Annotated in this window: 14 protein-coding genes; 9 read left to right on the top strand and 5 right to left on the bottom strand. The window is 61.1% G+C overall.

The window, feature by feature from the left end; all coding sequences use genetic code 11:
• The first annotated feature begins 34 nt into the window (after positions 1–34).
• The 6 genes from BT204_RS02400 (at position 35) to BT204_RS02375 (ending at position 8,131) form a co-directional block, all read left to right on the top strand.
• Positions 35–1,021 (top strand): phosphate ABC transporter substrate-binding protein PstS, encoded by a 987-nt coding sequence (locus BT204_RS02400; RefSeq protein ID WP_003195633.1) that lies wholly within the window; start codon positions 35–37, stop codon positions 1,019–1,021.
• A 483-nt stretch (positions 1,022–1,504) separates the two neighbouring features.
• Positions 1,505–3,538, top strand: a complete 2,034-nt coding sequence (locus tag BT204_RS02395; RefSeq protein WP_169918798.1) for an ABC transporter permease subunit — start codon at positions 1,505–1,507, stop codon at positions 3,536–3,538.
• A 15-nt stretch (positions 3,539–3,553) separates the two neighbouring features.
• Positions 3,554–5,224, top strand: a complete 1,671-nt coding sequence (pstA, locus tag BT204_RS02390) for a phosphate ABC transporter permease PstA (RefSeq protein ID WP_034129126.1) — start codon at positions 3,554–3,556, stop codon at positions 5,222–5,224.
• Between the two features lie 177 nt (positions 5,225–5,401).
• Positions 5,402–6,235 (top strand): phosphate ABC transporter ATP-binding protein PstB, encoded by an 834-nt coding sequence (pstB, locus tag BT204_RS02385; RefSeq protein WP_003195626.1) that lies wholly within the window; start codon positions 5,402–5,404, stop codon positions 6,233–6,235.
• A 70-nt stretch (positions 6,236–6,305) separates the two neighbouring features.
• Positions 6,306–7,067, top strand: coding sequence for a phosphate signaling complex protein PhoU (phoU, locus tag BT204_RS02380; RefSeq protein ID WP_034129125.1), 762 nt, complete (start codon positions 6,306–6,308; stop codon positions 7,065–7,067).
• Positions 7,068–7,231: 164 nt separating this feature from the next.
• Positions 7,232–8,131 (top strand): response regulator, encoded by a 900-nt coding sequence (locus tag BT204_RS02375; protein ID WP_034129124.1) that lies wholly within the window; start codon positions 7,232–7,234, stop codon positions 8,129–8,131.
• A gap of 140 nt (positions 8,132–8,271) precedes the next feature.
• Here the strand turns inward: BT204_RS02375 and BT204_RS02365 are convergent, their stop codons facing one another.
• The 3 genes from BT204_RS02365 to phoB all read right to left on the bottom strand — a co-directional run bounded on the left by BT204_RS02365 (position 8,272) and on the right by phoB (position 11,928).
• Positions 8,272–9,612: a hemolysin family protein gene (locus BT204_RS02365; RefSeq protein ID WP_003195620.1), complete on the bottom strand. Its 1,341-nt coding sequence runs from the start codon at positions 9,610–9,612 to the stop codon at positions 8,272–8,274.
• A gap of 257 nt (positions 9,613–9,869) precedes the next feature.
• Positions 9,870–11,156, bottom strand: a complete 1,287-nt coding sequence (gene phoR / locus BT204_RS02360) for a phosphate regulon sensor histidine kinase PhoR (RefSeq protein ID WP_219857405.1) — start codon at positions 11,154–11,156, stop codon at positions 9,870–9,872.
• 82 nt (positions 11,157–11,238) lie between these two features.
• Complete coding sequence (gene phoB / locus BT204_RS02355) at positions 11,239–11,928, bottom strand: phosphate regulon transcriptional regulator PhoB (protein WP_003195617.1); 690 nt, start codon at positions 11,926–11,928, stop codon at positions 11,239–11,241.
• Positions 11,929–12,080: 152 nt separating this feature from the next.
• Here phoB and BT204_RS02350 point away from each other — a divergent pair, with 152 nt between their 5' ends.
• The gene (locus BT204_RS02350; RefSeq protein ID WP_054896059.1) at positions 12,081–12,458 is read left to right on the top strand and encodes a COG4315 family predicted lipoprotein; all 378 of its coding nucleotides are present in this window, start codon (positions 12,081–12,083) and stop codon (positions 12,456–12,458) included.
• Positions 12,459–12,581: 123 nt separating this feature from the next.
• Here BT204_RS02350 and ubiA read toward each other — a convergent pair whose 3' ends face one another.
• Positions 12,582–13,472 (bottom strand): 4-hydroxybenzoate octaprenyltransferase, encoded by an 891-nt coding sequence (gene ubiA / locus BT204_RS02345; protein WP_054896058.1) that lies wholly within the window; start codon positions 13,470–13,472, stop codon positions 12,582–12,584.
• The gene (locus BT204_RS02340) at positions 13,472–14,035 is read right to left on the bottom strand and encodes a chorismate--pyruvate lyase family protein (protein WP_034129121.1); all 564 of its coding nucleotides are present in this window, start codon (positions 14,033–14,035) and stop codon (positions 13,472–13,474) included. Before BT204_RS02340 ends, ubiA begins: the two co-directional genes overlap by 1 nt.
• Before the next feature lie 195 nt (positions 14,036–14,230).
• Here BT204_RS02340 and BT204_RS02335 point away from each other — a divergent pair, with 195 nt between their 5' ends.
• Both BT204_RS02335 and BT204_RS02330 read left to right on the top strand, forming a co-directional pair.
• Positions 14,231–14,398: a rubredoxin gene (locus BT204_RS02335; RefSeq protein WP_014720509.1), complete on the top strand. Its 168-nt coding sequence runs from the start codon at positions 14,231–14,233 to the stop codon at positions 14,396–14,398.
• A gap of 36 nt (positions 14,399–14,434) precedes the next feature.
• A complete protein-coding gene (locus tag BT204_RS02330) occupies positions 14,435–15,583 on the top strand; it encodes an NAD(P)/FAD-dependent oxidoreductase (RefSeq protein ID WP_072445653.1) in 1,149 nt (382 codons plus the stop codon).
• Positions 15,584–15,701 lie beyond the last annotated feature (118 nt).

Raw genomic sequence — 15,701 nt, 5'->3', positions numbered from 1 at the left:
CGATCCAATTATCCCTATCTGCTAGGAGCAAGGCATGAAACTGAAACGTTTGATGGCGGCAATGACTTTTGTCGCTGCTGGCGTTGCGACCGCCAACGCGGTGGCCGCTGGTGTCGATCCGGCAATCCCGGCTTACGTCAAGACCACTGGTGTGTCGGGCAACCTGTCCAGCGTCGGCTCCGATACCTTGGCTAACCTGATGACCCTGTGGGCCGAGGGTTATAAAAAGGAATACCCGAACGTCAACATCCAGATTCAAGCTGCTGGCTCCGCTACTGCGCCACCTGCGCTGACTGAAGGCACCTCCAACCTGGGCCCGATGAGCCGCAAGATGAAGGACACCGAACTGGCGGCCTTCGAGCAGAAGTATGGCTACAAGCCAACCGCTATCCCGGTTGCCGTGGATGCCCTGGCGGTATTTGTGCACAAGGACAACCCGATCCAGCACCTGACCATGGAACAGGTCGATGCGATCTTCTCCTCGACGCGTCTGTGCGGCGCCAAAGCCGATGTGAAAACCTGGGGTGACCTGGGCGTGACCGGCGACCTGGCCAACAAGCCAGTGCAACTGTTCGGGCGTAACTCGGTATCCGGCACCTACGGCTACTTCAAGGAAGAAGCCCTGTGCAAAGGCGACTACAAGCCAAACGTGAACGAACAACCGGGCTCGGCTTCGGTCGTGCAGTCGATCAGCTCCTCGCTGAACGGCATCGGTTACTCGGGCATCGGCTACAAGACCGCCAGCGTGAAGACCGTGCCATTGGCCAAGAAAGGCAGCACTGACTACATCGAAGACTCCGAAGAAAACGCCCTGAACGGCAAGTATCCGCTGTCGCGTTTCCTCTACGTGTATGTCAACAAAGCCCCGAACAAGCCACTGGCGCCGCTGGAAGCTGAGTTCGTGAAACTGGTGCTGTCCAAGCAGGGCCAGGAAGTGGTGGTCAAAGACGGCTACATCCCGCTGCCAGCCAAAGTCGCCGCCAAGGCCCTGGCTGACCTGGGTCTGAAAGAAGGCAACTAAGCCTGCGATACCTGATGTAGACGCATGCTTTTCTGTGGGAGCGGGCTTGCCCGCGATGCTGGCGACGCGGTTTAGCGTTGAAATCGTGTTGATGGCATCGCGGGCAAGCCCGCTCCCACATAAGCAGTCTGCATCCCTAATTTTTATCCGCTGCCAGCCCTGCTTCGCGGCGGATTTGTTGCGTCACTGCACTGTCATCTTTCTGTCATACAGGATCGCTAGGGTGTGCGCATGAATGATCTGGCCAATTCCACCATGACGACGACTTCCCCTCCCAAGCGCATTGATTTCAATACGCCTGAGCTGCAACGCAAGCGCCGCATCCGCGCGCTCAAGGATCGCTTCACCCGTTGGTATGTGCTGGTCGGCGGCCTCGCCGTGCTGGCCGCCATTACCCTGATCTTCTTCTTCCTCGCCTATGTGGTTGCGCCATTGTTCCAGGGCGCCTCGTTGACCAAGGAAGACGCGTTGACGCCCGCTTGGATGCAGGACGCCGGCAAGCCGTTGATGATCTCCCTCGAAGAACAGAACCAGGTCGCCATGCGGGTTTCCGACAAGGGCCAGGCGCTGTTCTTTGCCGTGGACACCGGTGCCGAGCTCAAGCGTGTCGACCTGCCGATTCCGGCCGGTACCAGCGTTGCTTCCATTGGTGAAGATCAGCCGGGCAGCCCGCTGGTGATTCTCGGCTTGTCCAATGGCCAGTCTTTGGTGTTTCGCCACACCTATAAGGTGTCGTACCCGGACGGCAAGAAAACCATCACCCCAGCGATCGAGTACCCCTACGGCGAAACGCCGATCGTGCTGGATGACACCGGTCGTCCCTTGGAACACGTTGCGCTCAACGCCACCGATACCTCCCTGGTGGTGGCAGGTTCCGCCGGTTCGCACTTGAACGTGCTGACCCTGAGCCGTGAAGAAAACATGATGACCGGTGAGGTCACCAGCGAGCAGAAGCGCGTCGAGCTGCCGCAGATGACCGAGCCGGTGAAGGCGATCTTCATCGACCCACGCCAGCAGTGGTTGTATGTGATCAACGGTCGTGCCCTGGCCGACGTGTTCAGCCTGCGCGACAAGAGCCTCAACGGTCGCTACAAACTGTTGGAAGACGCCGACACGGAAATCACCGCCAGCACCCAGTTGGTCGGCGGTATCTCGCTGATCCTAGGTAACTCCAAAGGCGGCCTGGCCCAGTGGTTCATGGCCCGCGACCCCGATGGCGAACAGCGCCTGAAGCAGATCCGCACCTTCCAGATGGGCACCGCGCCCATCGTCGAAATCAGCGCTGAAGAGCGCCGCAAAGGCTTCACCGCCCTGGATGCTGCTGGCCAGTTCGGCGTGTTCCACAGCACTGCCCACCGCACCTTGCTGGTGGACCCGGTGGTCGACGGCCAGGGTCTGTTCGGCATGTCGCCACGGGCCAACCGTGTGATTGTCGAGGCGGGTGGCAAGCTGCAACCGTTGTTGCTCGACAACCCGCATCCGGAAGTGTCGTGGAGCGCGTTGTGGAGCAAGGTCTGGTACGAGAACTACGACGAGCCTAAATACGTCTGGCAATCCACGGCCGCCAACACTGACTTCGAACCCAAGATGAGCCTGGCCCCGCTGACCTTCGGTACCTTGAAGGCCGCGTTCTACGCCATGTTGCTGGCGGCGCCACTGGCGGTTGCTGCAGCGATCTACACCGCTTACTTCATGGCGCCGAGCCTGCGCCGCAAGGTCAAGCCGGTGATCGAGCTGATGGAAGCCATGCCGACGGTGATCCTCGGATTCTTCGCCGGCCTGTTCCTGGCGCCGTATGTGGAAGGGCACCTGCCGGGCATTTTCAGCCTGTTGATGCTGTTGCCGATTGGCATCCTGGTCGCCGGCTTTGTCTTCAGCCGCTTGCCTGAGTCGATCCGCCTGCGCGTTCCCGATGGTTGGGAAAGCGCGATCCTGATTCCTGTGATCCTGTTGGTGGGCTGGCTCTCGCTGTACATGAGCCCGTACCTGGAAACCTGGTTCTTCGGCGGTGACATGCGCATGTGGATCTCCCACGATCTGGGCATTACCTACGACCAGCGCAACGCGTTGGTGGTCGGCCTGGCCATGGGTTTTGCGGTGATCCCGAACATCTACTCCATCGCCGAAGACGCCGTGTTCAGCGTGCCACGCGGCCTGACTCTGGGTTCCCTGGCCCTGGGCGCCACGCCGTGGCAGACCATGACCCGCGTGGTCATCCTCACCGCCAGCCCGGGCATCTTCTCGGCGCTGATGATCGGCATGGGCCGCGCCGTGGGCGAGACCATGATCGTACTGATGGCTACCGGTAACACCCCGGTGATGGAGATGAACCTGTTCGAGGGCCTGCGCACCCTGGCGGCCAACGTTGCGGTGGAGATGCCCGAGTCGGAAGTGGGCGGCAGTCATTACCGCGTGCTGTTCCTCTCGGCGCTGGTGCTGCTGTTGTTCACCTTCATCATGAACACCCTCGCCGAGCTGATTCGTCAGCGTCTGCGCAAGAAATACTCGTCGCTTTAAGAAAGGTAGAAGTCTGTGAAACAGAACTCCCTGAATGGATGGTTCAAGAGCGGCGCCCCCGGCGTCTGGATCAGCGGTGGCGCGGTGTCCATCGCGGTCATCATGACCATTGGTTTGCTGGCTGTGATTGCGGTGCGGGGCCTGGGCCATTTCTGGCCGGCCGACCTGATCCAGGCCAACTACAACGTGCCAGGCCAGGCCAACCACATCGTGATCGGCGAAGTGGTGCAGAAAGAAGAAGTGCCGCGTGAGCGCCTCAAGAGCGCGGGCCTGCCGGTGCCCGACCAGGGCCCGGAATTCATGACCCGTGAGCTGATCAAGGTCGGCAACCGCGACCTGAACGGCAACGACTTCACCTGGATTGTCGGTGAGTGGCTGAAGGACCAGACCAAGCCTGCGAACCTGATGGCCATCGAGCGTCGTGAGTGGGGCAACTTCTACGGCACCCTGGTCAACGTCAAACAGGACGGCAAGGTGATTGCCGAAGGCGAGGCCGCGTGGCCTGAGCTGCAAGCCCGCGTGGACCGCGTGAACAAGCTGGCCGCTCAGCTCAAGAGCCTGGAAAAAACCGATATTGGCGCGATCAACGCAGGGCTGGAGCGCATCCGCCTGCACGGTCGCAAACTGGAACTGGAAGGCAAGCTCGACGCTGCCGCCCAGGCCGACATGGACGCCGACCGCGCCGAGCTGAACGCCCGCTACCAGGACATCGAAGCGCGCCTGGCCGACCTGCATGCCCAGTTCAACCGCGACGCCCTGACGGCGCGTGACGGCAACGGCAAGGAAGTGGAAATCGGCATCGGCAAAGTGGTGCACGCCTACCAGCCGAACGCCATGGGCACGATGACCAAGATCGGCTTCTACTTCAGCAAGGTCTGGGAATTCCTCAGCGATGACCCACGGGAAGCCAACACCGAAGGCGGGATCTTCCCGGCCATCTTCGGCACCGTGATGATGACCCTGATCATGGCAATGATCGTAACCCCGTTTGGCGTACTGGCTGCGGTGTACCTGCGTGAGTACGCCAAGCAGAACACCTTGACCCGCATCATCCGCATCGCCGTGAACAACCTGGCCGGCGTACCGGCTATCGTCTACGGCGTGTTCGGCCTGGGCTTCTTCGTGTATGTATTGGGGGGCTCGGTCGACCGTCTGTTCTTCGCTGAAGCGCTGCCTGCGCCGACCTTCGGTACGCCGGGGTTGCTCTGGGCTTCGCTGACCCTGGCGCTGCTGGCGGTGCCCGTGGTGATCGTGGCCACCGAAGAAGGCTTGGCGCGGATTCCTCGCACCGTGCGTGAAGGCTCCCTGGCGCTCGGCGCGACCAAGGCGGAAACGTTGTGGAAGATCGTGCTGCCAATGGCCAGCCCGGCGATGATGACCGGCATGATCCTCGCCGTGGCCCGTGCCGCGGGTGAGGTGGCACCGCTGATGCTGGTGGGTGTAGTGAAGCTGGCGCCGTCGCTGCCGCTGGATGGCAACTACCCGTACTTGCACCTGGACCAGAAGATCATGCACCTGGGCTTCCATATTTATGACGTCGGCTTCCAGAGCCCCAACGTCGAAGCCGCACGGCCGTTGGTGTACGCCACCGCCTTGCTGCTGGTACTGGTGATTGCCACGCTCAACCTGTCGGCAGTGTGGATTCGTAACCACCTGCGCGAAAAATACAAAGCGCTGGACAGCTAATGCGATCCAATGTGGGAGCTGGCTTGCCTGCGATGGCATCACCGCGGTTTTACTGCAATACCGCGCCACCCGCATCGCAGGCAAGCCAGCTCCCACAGGGCTCGGTGTCAGGCACAGAATTTGAGTAAGCCGCCCCGGCGGTTCAACGAAATGAATTGGTAGCACAGGGAGCATCCCATGCAACACGAAACCCAATCCCACGGCATCAACATGTCTGCCCTGGGTCGCGACAAGCAGAGCCTGAGCCTGGCCCAGGAAACCGTGGCCATCGAAGTCCCCGGCCTGAGCCTGTACTACGGCGACAAGCAGGCGCTGTTCGATGTCAGCATGAACATCCCCAAGCAACGCGTGACCGCCTTCATCGGCCCGTCGGGCTGCGGCAAGTCCACGTTGCTGCGTACCTTCAACCGCATGAATGACCTGGTGGACGGTTGCCGCGTAGAAGGTGCAATCAACCTCTACGGCACCAATATCTACCGCAAGGGCGAAGACGTGGCCGAGCTGCGTCGCCGCGTGGGCATGGTGTTCCAGAAGCCCAACCCGTTCCCCAAGACCATCTACGAAAACGTGGTCTACGGGCTGCGTATCCAGGGCATCAACAAGAAACGCATCCTCGACGAAGCGGTTGAGTGGGCGCTCAAGGGCGCGGCATTGTGGGACGAGGTCAAGGACCGCCTGCACGAATCGGCACTCGGCTTGTCCGGCGGCCAGCAGCAGCGCCTGGTGATCGCCCGTACCATCGCCGTAGAGCCGGAAGTGTTGCTGCTCGACGAACCGTGCTCGGCGCTCGACCCGATCTCCACCTTGAAAGTCGAAGAGCTGATCTACGAGCTCAAGTCCAAGTTCACCATCGTCATCGTGACCCACAACATGCAACAGGCGGCGCGGGTTTCCGACTACACCGCGTTCATGTACATGGGCAAGCTGGTGGAGTTCGGCGACACCGACACCCTGTTCACCAATCCGGCGAAGAAGCAGACCGAAGACTACATCACCGGTCGCTACGGCTAGGAAGCTGTGGTTCTGATTGCACTGACGCTGCGGTTCTCCGCACCTTACCGGACGCTCCAAGGACGCCAACATGATTAGCAAAGAAGGCCTTACCCACCACATCTCCGCGCAGTTCAATGCCGAGCTTGAGGAAGTGCGCAGCCACCTCCTGGCGATGGGCGGGCTGGTGGAGAAGCAAGTCAATGATGCGGTCACCGCGCTGATCGAGGCCGACTCGGGCCTGGCTCAGCAGGTGCGTGAGATTGACGAGCAGATCAACCAGATGGAACGCAATATCGACGAAGAGTGCCTGCGCATTCTTGCCCGCCGCCAGCCAGCGGCCTCGGACCTGCGTTTGATCATCAGCATTTCCAAGTCGGTGATCGACCTGGAGCGCATTGGCGATGAAGCCACCAAGATTGCCCGCCGCGCCATCCAGCTGTGCGAAGAGGGTGAGGCGCCCCGTGGCTACGTGGAAGTGCGCCATATCGGCGATCAGGTGCGCAACATGGTGCGCGATGCCCTCGACGCTTTCGCCCGCTTTGACGCCGAACTGGCGTTGTCGGTGGCTCAGTACGACAAGATCATCGACCGCGAATACAAGACCGCGCTGCGCGAGTTGGCCACCTACATGATGGAAGACCCGCGTTCGATCTCGCGGGTCTTGAACATTATCTGGGTGCTGCGCTCCCTGGAGCGTATCGGCGACCACGCGCGCAATATCTCGGAATTGGTGATTTATCTGGTGCGCGGCACCGACGTCCGGCACATGGGCCTAAAGCGCATGAAGGCCGAAGTTGAAGGCACTGCTGATCTAATCCCTAATGTTCCGGGCGAATCTGACGATAAGTAAGGTTGCCCGAGAAATTAACGCCCGGCCTCTGGCCGGGCGTTTTTGTTTGCGGCATCTGAATTTTTTGCACAGCAGGCGCCATAAAGTCCTTCTGTGACCCGCGAGTTTTGGCAAAATGCCATCAGTCAGGCGTTTTGCAGACGTTTTTATAGGATGAAGGGTCGATGAGTAAAGTCAGTGTGTTGGTGGTGGATGACGCCTCGTTTATTCGCGACCTGGTGAAGAAGTGCCTGCGTAATTACTTCCCCGGGATCAAGATCGAAGATGCGGTGAACGGCAAAAAGGCGCAATCCATCCTCATGCGCGAAACCTTCGACCTGGTGCTGTGTGACTGGGAAATGCCGGAAATGTCTGGCATTGAGTTGTTGACCTGGTGCCGCGAGCAAGCGCACCTGAAGGCCATGCCGTTCGTGATGGTGACCAGCCGTGGCGACAAGGAAAACGTGGTGCAGGCGATTCAGGCGGGGGTTTCCGGCTACGTCAGCAAGCCGTTCACCAACGAGCAGTTGCTGAACAAGGTCAAGCAGGCCCTGCACAAGATCGGTCGCCTCGATGCGCTGATTGCCAGCGCGCCGACCAAGATGAACTCAGCCTTTGGCAACGACTCCCTGAGCGCCCTGACCGGCGGCAAACCCGAAGCGGTCAAGCCGGCCCCGGTGGCGGCGCCCAGCAAAGGTCTGCTCAATACACCGCCAGCCAAGGCCCCCGCAGCAGCGGCGCCGACGGGCAGTCGCGGTCAGGGCCAGTTGCGCCTCGCAAGCGGCACCCAGCAATGCGTGATCAAGGCCCTGAGCATCAAGGAAGCGTTGCTGGTGGTAAAGCGTGGCGAGGTCCTGCCACAAGTACTGGAAAGCGCCGTGCTCGACCTTGAACAGGGCGACAACGCCGAAGTCGCACGGCTCAACGGCTACCTGCACGCCATCGTCGCCTACGAGCCCAAGCCCGACAGCGACTGGTTGCAACTGACTTTCCGCTTTATCGACCAGGATGCGCAGAAGCTGGACTACATATCCCGCCTGATCGCCCGTGGCACGGCGCAGAAGCATTTCGTGCCGGGTGCGTGAAGCACCGCGACGCCTATCCCCTGTAGGAGCGAGCTTGCTCGCGAAAAACGCCAACGATAACGCGTGCTTCCTGAATAAACGCGGCGCCTGTGAGTTTTTCGCGAGCAAGCTCGCTCCTACAGAGGGCGACTGGTCTACAGTCAGTCCAGCAACAGCACCTTGGCCAACACGATCTTCGGCCCTTTCATCTTCTTGATGATGATCCGCAAGCCTTCAACTTCCAGCACTTCTTCTTCTTCCGGCACGCGCTTGAGCGTGTCGTAGATCAGGCCGGCCAGGGTTTCGGCTTCGATGTGGTCCAGGTCGACGCCCAACAGGCGTTCCACCTTGAACAACGGCGTGTCGCCACGCACCAGCAGTTTGCCGGGCTGGTAGGCGAGGATGCCGCGCTCGGCCTTGCGATGTTCGTCCTGGATATCGCCCACCAACACTTCCAGCACGTCTTCCATGGTCAAGTAGCCGATGATCTTGCCGTCAGCTTCCTCTACCAGGGCGAAGTGCGCGCCGCCTTTGCGGAACTGCTCCAGCAGTTGCGACAACGGCATATGCCGCGATACGCGTTCCAGCGGGCGGGTCAATTCGGCCAGGTTGAACGATTCGGGGATATGGTCCAGGGCAGCCAGTTCCAGGAGCAAATCCTTGATGTGCAGCAAGCCGACAAACTCGTTGCGCACCGCGTCATACACTGGGTAGCGGCTGAATTTATGGCGGCGGAACAGCGCGAGAATTTCCTTGAGCGGGGCGTTGAAGTCCAGGGTCACCAGGTCTTCCCGGGAGTTGGCCCAGTCCACTACTTCCAGCTCGCCCATTTCCACGGCGGAGGCCAGTACGCGCATGCCTTGGTCGCTGGGGTCCTGGCCACGGCTGGAGTGCAGGATCAGCTTGAGTTCTTCGCGGCTGTAATGGTGCTCATGGTGGGGGCCAGGCTCGCCTTGGCCCGCGATACGCAGGATGGCGTTGGCACTGGCGTTGAGCAGGTAGATGGCCGGGTACATCGCCCAGTAGAACAGGTACAGCGGCACGGCCGTCCACAGCGACAGCAACTCGGGTTTGCGAATCGCCCAGGATTTGGGGGCCAGTTCGCCGACCACGATGTGCAGGTAGGAAATCACGAAGAAGGCGGCAAAGAACGACACGCCCTTGATCACTTCCGGCGACTGCACGCCGACCGCGCCCAGCATCGGCTCGAGGATGTGCGCAAAGGCCGGCTCACCGACCCAGCCCAGGCCCAGGGACGCCAGGGTGATACCCAGCTGGCAAGCCGACAGGTAGGCGTCGAGCTGGCTGTGCACGGTACGCAGGATCTGCCCGCGCCAGCCGTTCTTATGGGCGATGGCCTCGACGCGGGTGGCGCGCAGTTTGACCATGGCAAATTCCGCCGCAACGAAGAAACCGTTGAGCAGTACCAGGATCAGTGCAAAAAGAATCATGCCGAAATCGGCGAAGAGTGTAGCGAGGGTAATGCCAGGGGAAGGGTCCATGATGGGGTTTTGCAGGTTCCGTGTGTTCAATAAGGGGTGACAGGTAGGCCTGAAAGGCAGGCGCAAGTCGGCCAATGTAGCGGCTGACGGGGCGCTTGCCTAGTGCCCGCTGCCGGGCGGGGCTGCAAAGTCGTGTCGCAGAACCCGTGTGGGAGCTGGCTTGCCTGCGATGGCGGTCTGCCTGCTACCGATAATTTGGCTGACCCGCCGTCATCGCAGGCAAGCCAGCTCCCACAGTGGGCCGTGCTCACTTCCGCTTAATCATCGGCCTCGACCGCTCGCGAACGGTTTACCTGCGCCGGCGGAAAATGACAGGTAAAGGTACTGCCATGCCCCAGCACGCTGCTTATTTCCAGGCGGGCCCGATGGCGCAGCAGCACATGCTTGACGATGGCCAGGCCCAGCCCGGTGCCGCCGGTGTTGGAGTTGCGGCTGGAGTCGACACGGTAGAAGCGCTCGGTCAGGCGCGGCAGGTGCTTGGCGTCGATACCGATACCCGAGTCCTGCACACTCAGGTGCGCGCCGTGCTCGTCGGCCCACCAGCGAATGCGGATATTGCCCTTGTCCTGGGTGTACTTCACCGCGTTGAACACCAGGTTGGAGAATGCACTGCGCAATTCGCCTTCACTGCCCTTGAGCAATACGGTTGGGTCGGCCTCCAGCGTGATCTGCTGCCCGCGTTCGCCCGAGAGGGCCTGGGCATCGTTCTTGATCGTCTGCAACAGGCTCTGCACCGCCACGGGGTGGTTGTCCGAGGGGTAGTCCGTGGCTTCAAGCTTGGCTAGCAACAGCAGGTCGTTAAGCAGGGTTTGCATGCGCGAGCCTTGCACCTGCATCTGCTGCAGGGCGCGGCTCCAGCGTGGGTTGATCTCATCGACATTGTCCAGCAACGTCTCCAGGTAGCCGCAGATCACCGTCAACGGCGTGCGCAGCTCATGGGAAACGTTGGCGACGAAGTCTTTGCGCATCTGCTCCAACTGGTGGATACGGGTCACATCACGTACCAGCATCAAGTGCTCGTTGTTGCCGTAGCGAGTCAGGTACAGCTGGATGCGCACGCGGTCGTTGGTGGGCGAGGGGATTTCCAGGGCTTCTTCGTAGTTGTCCTGCTCGAAGTATTCCTTGAAGCGCGGGTGACGCACCAGGTTGGTCACCGGCTGGCCGCTGTCCTGGGGCGTCTTGAGGCCCAGCAGAGTCTCGGCGGCACGGTTCCACCATTCCAGGTTGCCGTCGCTGTCGAGCATGATCACCGCGTCCTTGAGCGCGGCGGTGGACTCCTGCACCCGGTCGATCACCGCTTGCAGGCGCCCGCGTACCCGTTGGTCGCGGCGCTGCAGGTGGTAGATGCTGTCGAACACCTCGCCCCACAGGCCATAGCCATCGGGGGGGGCCTCATCGGGTTTGTGCTGGCGCAGCCATTCATGCAGGCGCAGCAATTGTTTGAGGGTCCAGCCCAGGTACAACGCGATGCCGGCGGCCAGGCTCCAGCCGTAATAGCCACTGATCAGCCCGACCAGCAGGCAGGCAGTGATCAACAGAAGCATGTGGCGGATCAGGGTGCCATGCCAGTTCTGGTTCACTTAAACATGCGTCCTTGTCAGCTGTTAAGGGAGGAAAGGGACTGGCTCAGCCTTTGGTAGAAAACCGATAGCCGGTACCGCGCACGGTTTGTACCAGATTCTCGTACGCATCGCCCAAGGCTTTGCGCAGGCGGCGGATATGCACGTCCACAGTGCGCTCTTCCACATAGACGTTGCCGCCCCATACCTGGTCGAGCAGTTGGCCACGGGTGTAGGCGCGCTCCTGGTGAGTCATGAAGAATTGCAGCAGGCGGTATTCGGTCGGCCCCATCTCCGCGGGCTTGCCGTCGATGGTCACGCGGTGGCTGATCGGGTCCAGGATCAAGCCGTCGACTTCGATAGGCGCTTCGCCATCGGTCGGGCCGGCGCGGCGCAGCACGGCTTTGAGGCGCGCCACCAGTTCCCGTGGGGAAAACGGCTTGGTGATGTAGTCATCGGCGCCCACTTCCAGGCCCTGGATCTTGTTGTCCTCTTCGCCCTTGGCGGTGAGCATGATGATCGGGATATCCCCGGTCAGCTCGTCACGCTTGAGACGGCGGGCCAATTCGATGCCCGAGGTGCCGGGCAGCATCCAGTCGAGCAGGATCAGGTCCGGCTTGCGGTCGACGATAATGGCGTGGGCCTGCTGGGAGTTCTCCGCCTCCAGGCAGTCATAGCCGGCCATTTCCAACGCGACGGCGATCATTTCGCGAATGGGCGCTTCGTCGTCAACGATCAGAATGCTCCTGCCAACCATGCTCAATCCTCTTGTCATTTAACTGTCTTGCGCCGCATTAGATAACGGAATTATTGCAGTCGTGTGACAGTAATTTAGTCGCTTGGGCAATTAACGGCACTCTGGACTACCCTTTGGGTCCGAATCCTGACAACCACAAAAGGAAGGTTCCGATGACTTACAGCACTGTTTCCTGGAAAACCCTGCTGGTATCTGCGGTGTTGACGCTGCCAGGGTTGGCGTTTGCGGCAGAGCCGGCGATGACTAAAGATGGGATGTTGGTGGACCACAAGGGCATGACGCTCTACACCTTCGACAAGGACGCTGATGGCAAATCAGTGTGCAAGGACCAGTGCGCGACCAACTGGCCACCGCTGAAGGCAGAGTCCACCGACACCAAGACCGGCGATTGGACGGTGATCACCCGCGACGACCAGACCAGCCAGTGGGCCTACAAAGGCAAGCCTGTCTACACCTACAAGGACGACAAGAAAGCCGGTGACAAGACCGGTGATGGCAAAGGTAGCGTCTGGCACATCATCAAGCCTTAAGTCTGCGGCGCTGCTGAGTCCATCGAGGGCAAGCCCCTCCCACATTTTTTTGATGTGCGAATACAATCAAAATGTGGGAGCTGGCTTGCCTGCGATGGCGCCCCAACAATCACCACAGAATCCTCAGCGAACCGCGTAATCCACCACGATCCCGACAAAAATCGCCAACCCCGCCCAGTGATTATGCAAGAACGCCTTGAAGCACTTCATGCGTTCCCTGTCCCGTGTGTACCAGAACTCCCAGACAAAACAGCCCGCTGCCGCCAGCAACCCGAGGTGGAACCACCCGCCCAGCTCGAACCGTGCGCCGGCCAGCAACAGGCACGCCAGCGCCAGGCCTTGCAGGGTGAGGATGATCACGCGGTCAGCGTCACCGAACAGAATGGCGGTGGATTTCACCCCGATCTTCAAATCGTCATCGCGGTCGGTCATGGCGTAATAGGTGTCGTAGCCCACCGTCCACAACAGGTTGGCGATGTACAGCAGCCACGCGGTGGCAGGCAAATGGCCGGTCTCGGCGGTAAACGCCATCGGCATGCCCCAGGAAAACGCTGCGCCCAGCACCACTTGGGGGTAATAGGTGTAGCGCTTCATGAACGGGTAGCTTGCCGCCAGTGCGAGGCCGCCCAGGGACAGCAGGATGGTGCTGGCATTGGTCAGCAGCACCAGCAGGAAACTGATGCCCATCAGCACGGCAAAAAACACCAGCGCTTCCTTCGAACTGATCTTGCCGCTAACCAGCGGGCGTTGCTCGGTGCGTTTCACATGGCCATCGACCTTGCGGTCGGCCCAGTCATTGATCACGCAGCCGCCGGCCCGGGTCAGTACCACGCCCAGCACGAAAATCACGATATTGATCAGTGACGGCGAACCCTTGCCGGCGATCCACAGGGCCCACAGCGTCGGCCACAGCAGCAGGTAGATGCCGATGGGCTTGTCCATGCGCGTCAACTGAATGAAATCCCAGGCCCTGGGGTTCAGGCGGTTCAAGGACTTGAGCAGACGTTGGTACATCAGCAGTTCTCCGGATGATCTTGCAGCGCGTGCCAGAAACTGGGCAGGAAGACTTCCGCCACCAGCACGCTCAGCGCCCCGCGGTCGAAGCGCGAGCGGCGCGCCCACAGATTATCGGCCTGGTCCGCTGTCGGCAGCCAGGCACGAGGGTAGTGACACACTTCAATGGCCTGGCGGGTAAAGGCGCGGTCGCAGAACAGCAACTCGCCCAGCGAGCGGCTGCCCAGTTCGTCCATGTGCAGCCCGTCGCCCTGCAAGGCACTGCGGGCCGCCACGCTGCGGGCGAACACCCAAGGCTGGCCGTGCCCGCGCAAATACACCTCGCGTACCCAACCGATACTGGCCGGCGGTAGGTCCAGGGCGGCGCATTCGTCGTCGCGCAACGGTTGCCAGCCTTCGAACAGCGGCGTCACGCTGAAACCCTCGTTGGACAGCCACGTCAGCCGTCGCGTCAGCGAGCCTTCGTCAAACAGCCAGTTGAGGGTCAAGGGCGTGGGCAAGGGGCTCAGAAGGCTCTGGGTCAGCCATTGGCAAGCATCGGGAAGGGCGATTGAGTGCGGCACGGTGAGTCAGTATTGGCAGCAAAAGAGGCGGCGAGCTTACCATGGCACCCTGGGCTTTTGCCGTGCCAAACCCGTCGTTTGCGTCGAACGTGCTTGCATCTGCCGGCCCCGATCAGTACAAAACGCCCTGAGCCGCGCGGCAACGCTGGATCCATCGACCGCCGGCCAACACGCCTGAACCTGAGGAAGCATGTAATGAAGAAGTGGCAATGTATCGTCTGTGGCCTTATCTATAACGAAGCGGACGGCTGGCCGGATGACGGTATTGCACCAGGCACTCTGTGGCAGGACGTCCCGGAAGACTGGCTGTGCCCGGACTGCGGCGTGGGTAAGTCGGACTTCGAAATGATCGAAATCGCGTAATCCCGAATTTAAGAAACGTACTACAAGGAGAAAGGAATGAACGCACCTGTCGTGATCATCGGCACAGGATTGGCCGGTTACAACGTCGCCCGGGAGTTTCGCAAGCTCGACAGCGAGACCCCGTTGCTGCTGATCACTGCCGATGACGGACGCTCCTACTCCAAGCCCATGCTCTCCACCGGCTTTGGCAAGAACAAGGAAGCCGATGGCCTGAGCATGGCCGAACCTGGCGCCATGGCCGAGCAACTCAAGGCCCAGGTGCGCACCCATACGCGCATCAGCGGCATCGACCCAGGCCACAAGCGCCTGTGGATCGGCGAGGAAGCGGTGAGCTACCGCGACCTGGTCCTGGCCTGGGGCGCAGAAACCGTGCGCGTACCGGTCGAAGGCGATGCGGCTGAGCTGATTTTCCCGATCAACGACCTGGAAGACTACGCGCGCTTTCGTGCCGCTGCTGCCGGCAAACGGCGCGTGCTGCTGCTTGGCGCTGGCCTGATCGGCTGTGAGTTTGCCAATGATCTGATCCTGGGCGGCTATGAAATCGACCTGGTCGCGCCGTGTGAGCAAGTCATGCCGACCCTGCTGCACCCGGCGGCAGCCGCAGCGGTGCAAGCCGGGCTGGAAGGCATCGGCGCGCGTTTCCACCTGGGCCCGGTGCTCAATCGCCTGCAACGCACGGCTGATGGCCTTGAAGCGCACCTGTCGGACGGTGAAGTGATCCACTGTGACCTGGTGGTGTCTGCCATTGGCCTGCGCCCGCGTGTAGACCTGGCCGCAGCGGCCGGCCTGCAAATCAACCGCGGGATCATGGTGGACCGCCACCTCAAGACCTCCCACGCCAATATCTATGCCCTGGGCGACTGCGCCGAGGTGGATGGCCTGAACCTGTTGTACGTGATGCCGCTGATGAGCTGCGCCCGTGCCCTGGCGCAAACCCTGGCCGGCAATGCCACGGCGGTGAGCTATGGGCCAATGCCCATCACCGTGAAAACCCCGGTGTGCCCGCTGGTGGTCTCACCTGCACCACGAGGCACTGAAGGCGTCTGGAGTGTCGAAGGGCAGGGTGCCGACATCAAGGCCCTGTGCCGCGATGCCAGCGGCCGCCTGCTGGGTTACGCACTGACCGGCAGCGCTGTCATGGATAAACTGGCGCTGAACAAAGAACTTCCGCCGTTACTGGCGTAAATACCACCCGTTCTGTCGCAAACATCACGTTCATACCCCTAGAAAGGCCGCCGCGAGACTGGCGCGGCGCCCGAGGGCATGCCATCCTCACTCCCGTCTGCCGCAGAGTAGAGCCTGC

Origin of the sequence: Pseudomonas sp. NFPP02 (genome assembly GCF_900119355.1) — a bacterium.
GTDB classification, from domain to species: domain Bacteria; phylum Pseudomonadota; class Gammaproteobacteria; order Pseudomonadales; family Pseudomonadaceae; genus Aquipseudomonas; species Aquipseudomonas paracarnis.
The sequence above is the reverse complement of the archived record's forward strand: the minus strand, read 5'-3'. Positions and strand labels throughout refer to the sequence as shown.

Excerpts from the sequence above, each read along its gene's own strand:
- BT204_RS02350 (WP_054896059.1), top strand. The coding sequence starts at position 12,081 with ATGACTTACAGCACTGTTTCCTGGAAAACCCTGCTGGTATCTGCGGTG.
- pstB (WP_003195626.1), top strand. The coding sequence starts at position 5,402 with ATGCAACACGAAACCCAATCCCACGGCATCAACATGTCTGCCCTGGGT.
- phoU (WP_034129125.1), top strand. The coding sequence starts at position 6,306 with ATGATTAGCAAAGAAGGCCTTACCCACCACATCTCCGCGCAGTTCAAT.
- phoB (WP_003195617.1), bottom strand. The coding sequence starts at position 11,928 with ATGGTTGGCAGGAGCATTCTGATCGTTGACGACGAAGCGCCCATTCGC.
- ubiA (WP_054896058.1), bottom strand. The coding sequence starts at position 13,472 with ATGTACCAACGTCTGCTCAAGTCCTTGAACCGCCTGAACCCCAGGGCC.
- BT204_RS02330 (WP_072445653.1), top strand. The coding sequence starts at position 14,435 with ATGAACGCACCTGTCGTGATCATCGGCACAGGATTGGCCGGTTACAAC.
- BT204_RS02335 (WP_014720509.1), top strand. The coding sequence starts at position 14,231 with ATGAAGAAGTGGCAATGTATCGTCTGTGGCCTTATCTATAACGAAGCG.
- BT204_RS02400 (WP_003195633.1), top strand. The coding sequence starts at position 35 with ATGAAACTGAAACGTTTGATGGCGGCAATGACTTTTGTCGCTGCTGGC.
- BT204_RS02365 (WP_003195620.1), bottom strand. The coding sequence starts at position 9,612 with ATGGACCCTTCCCCTGGCATTACCCTCGCTACACTCTTCGCCGATTTC.
- BT204_RS02375 (WP_034129124.1), top strand. The coding sequence starts at position 7,232 with ATGAGTAAAGTCAGTGTGTTGGTGGTGGATGACGCCTCGTTTATTCGC.
- phoR (WP_219857405.1), bottom strand. The coding sequence starts at position 11,156 with ATGCTTCTGTTGATCACTGCCTGCCTGCTGGTCGGGCTGATCAGTGGC.
- BT204_RS02395 (WP_169918798.1), top strand. The coding sequence starts at position 1,505 with ATGCAGGACGCCGGCAAGCCGTTGATGATCTCCCTCGAAGAACAGAAC.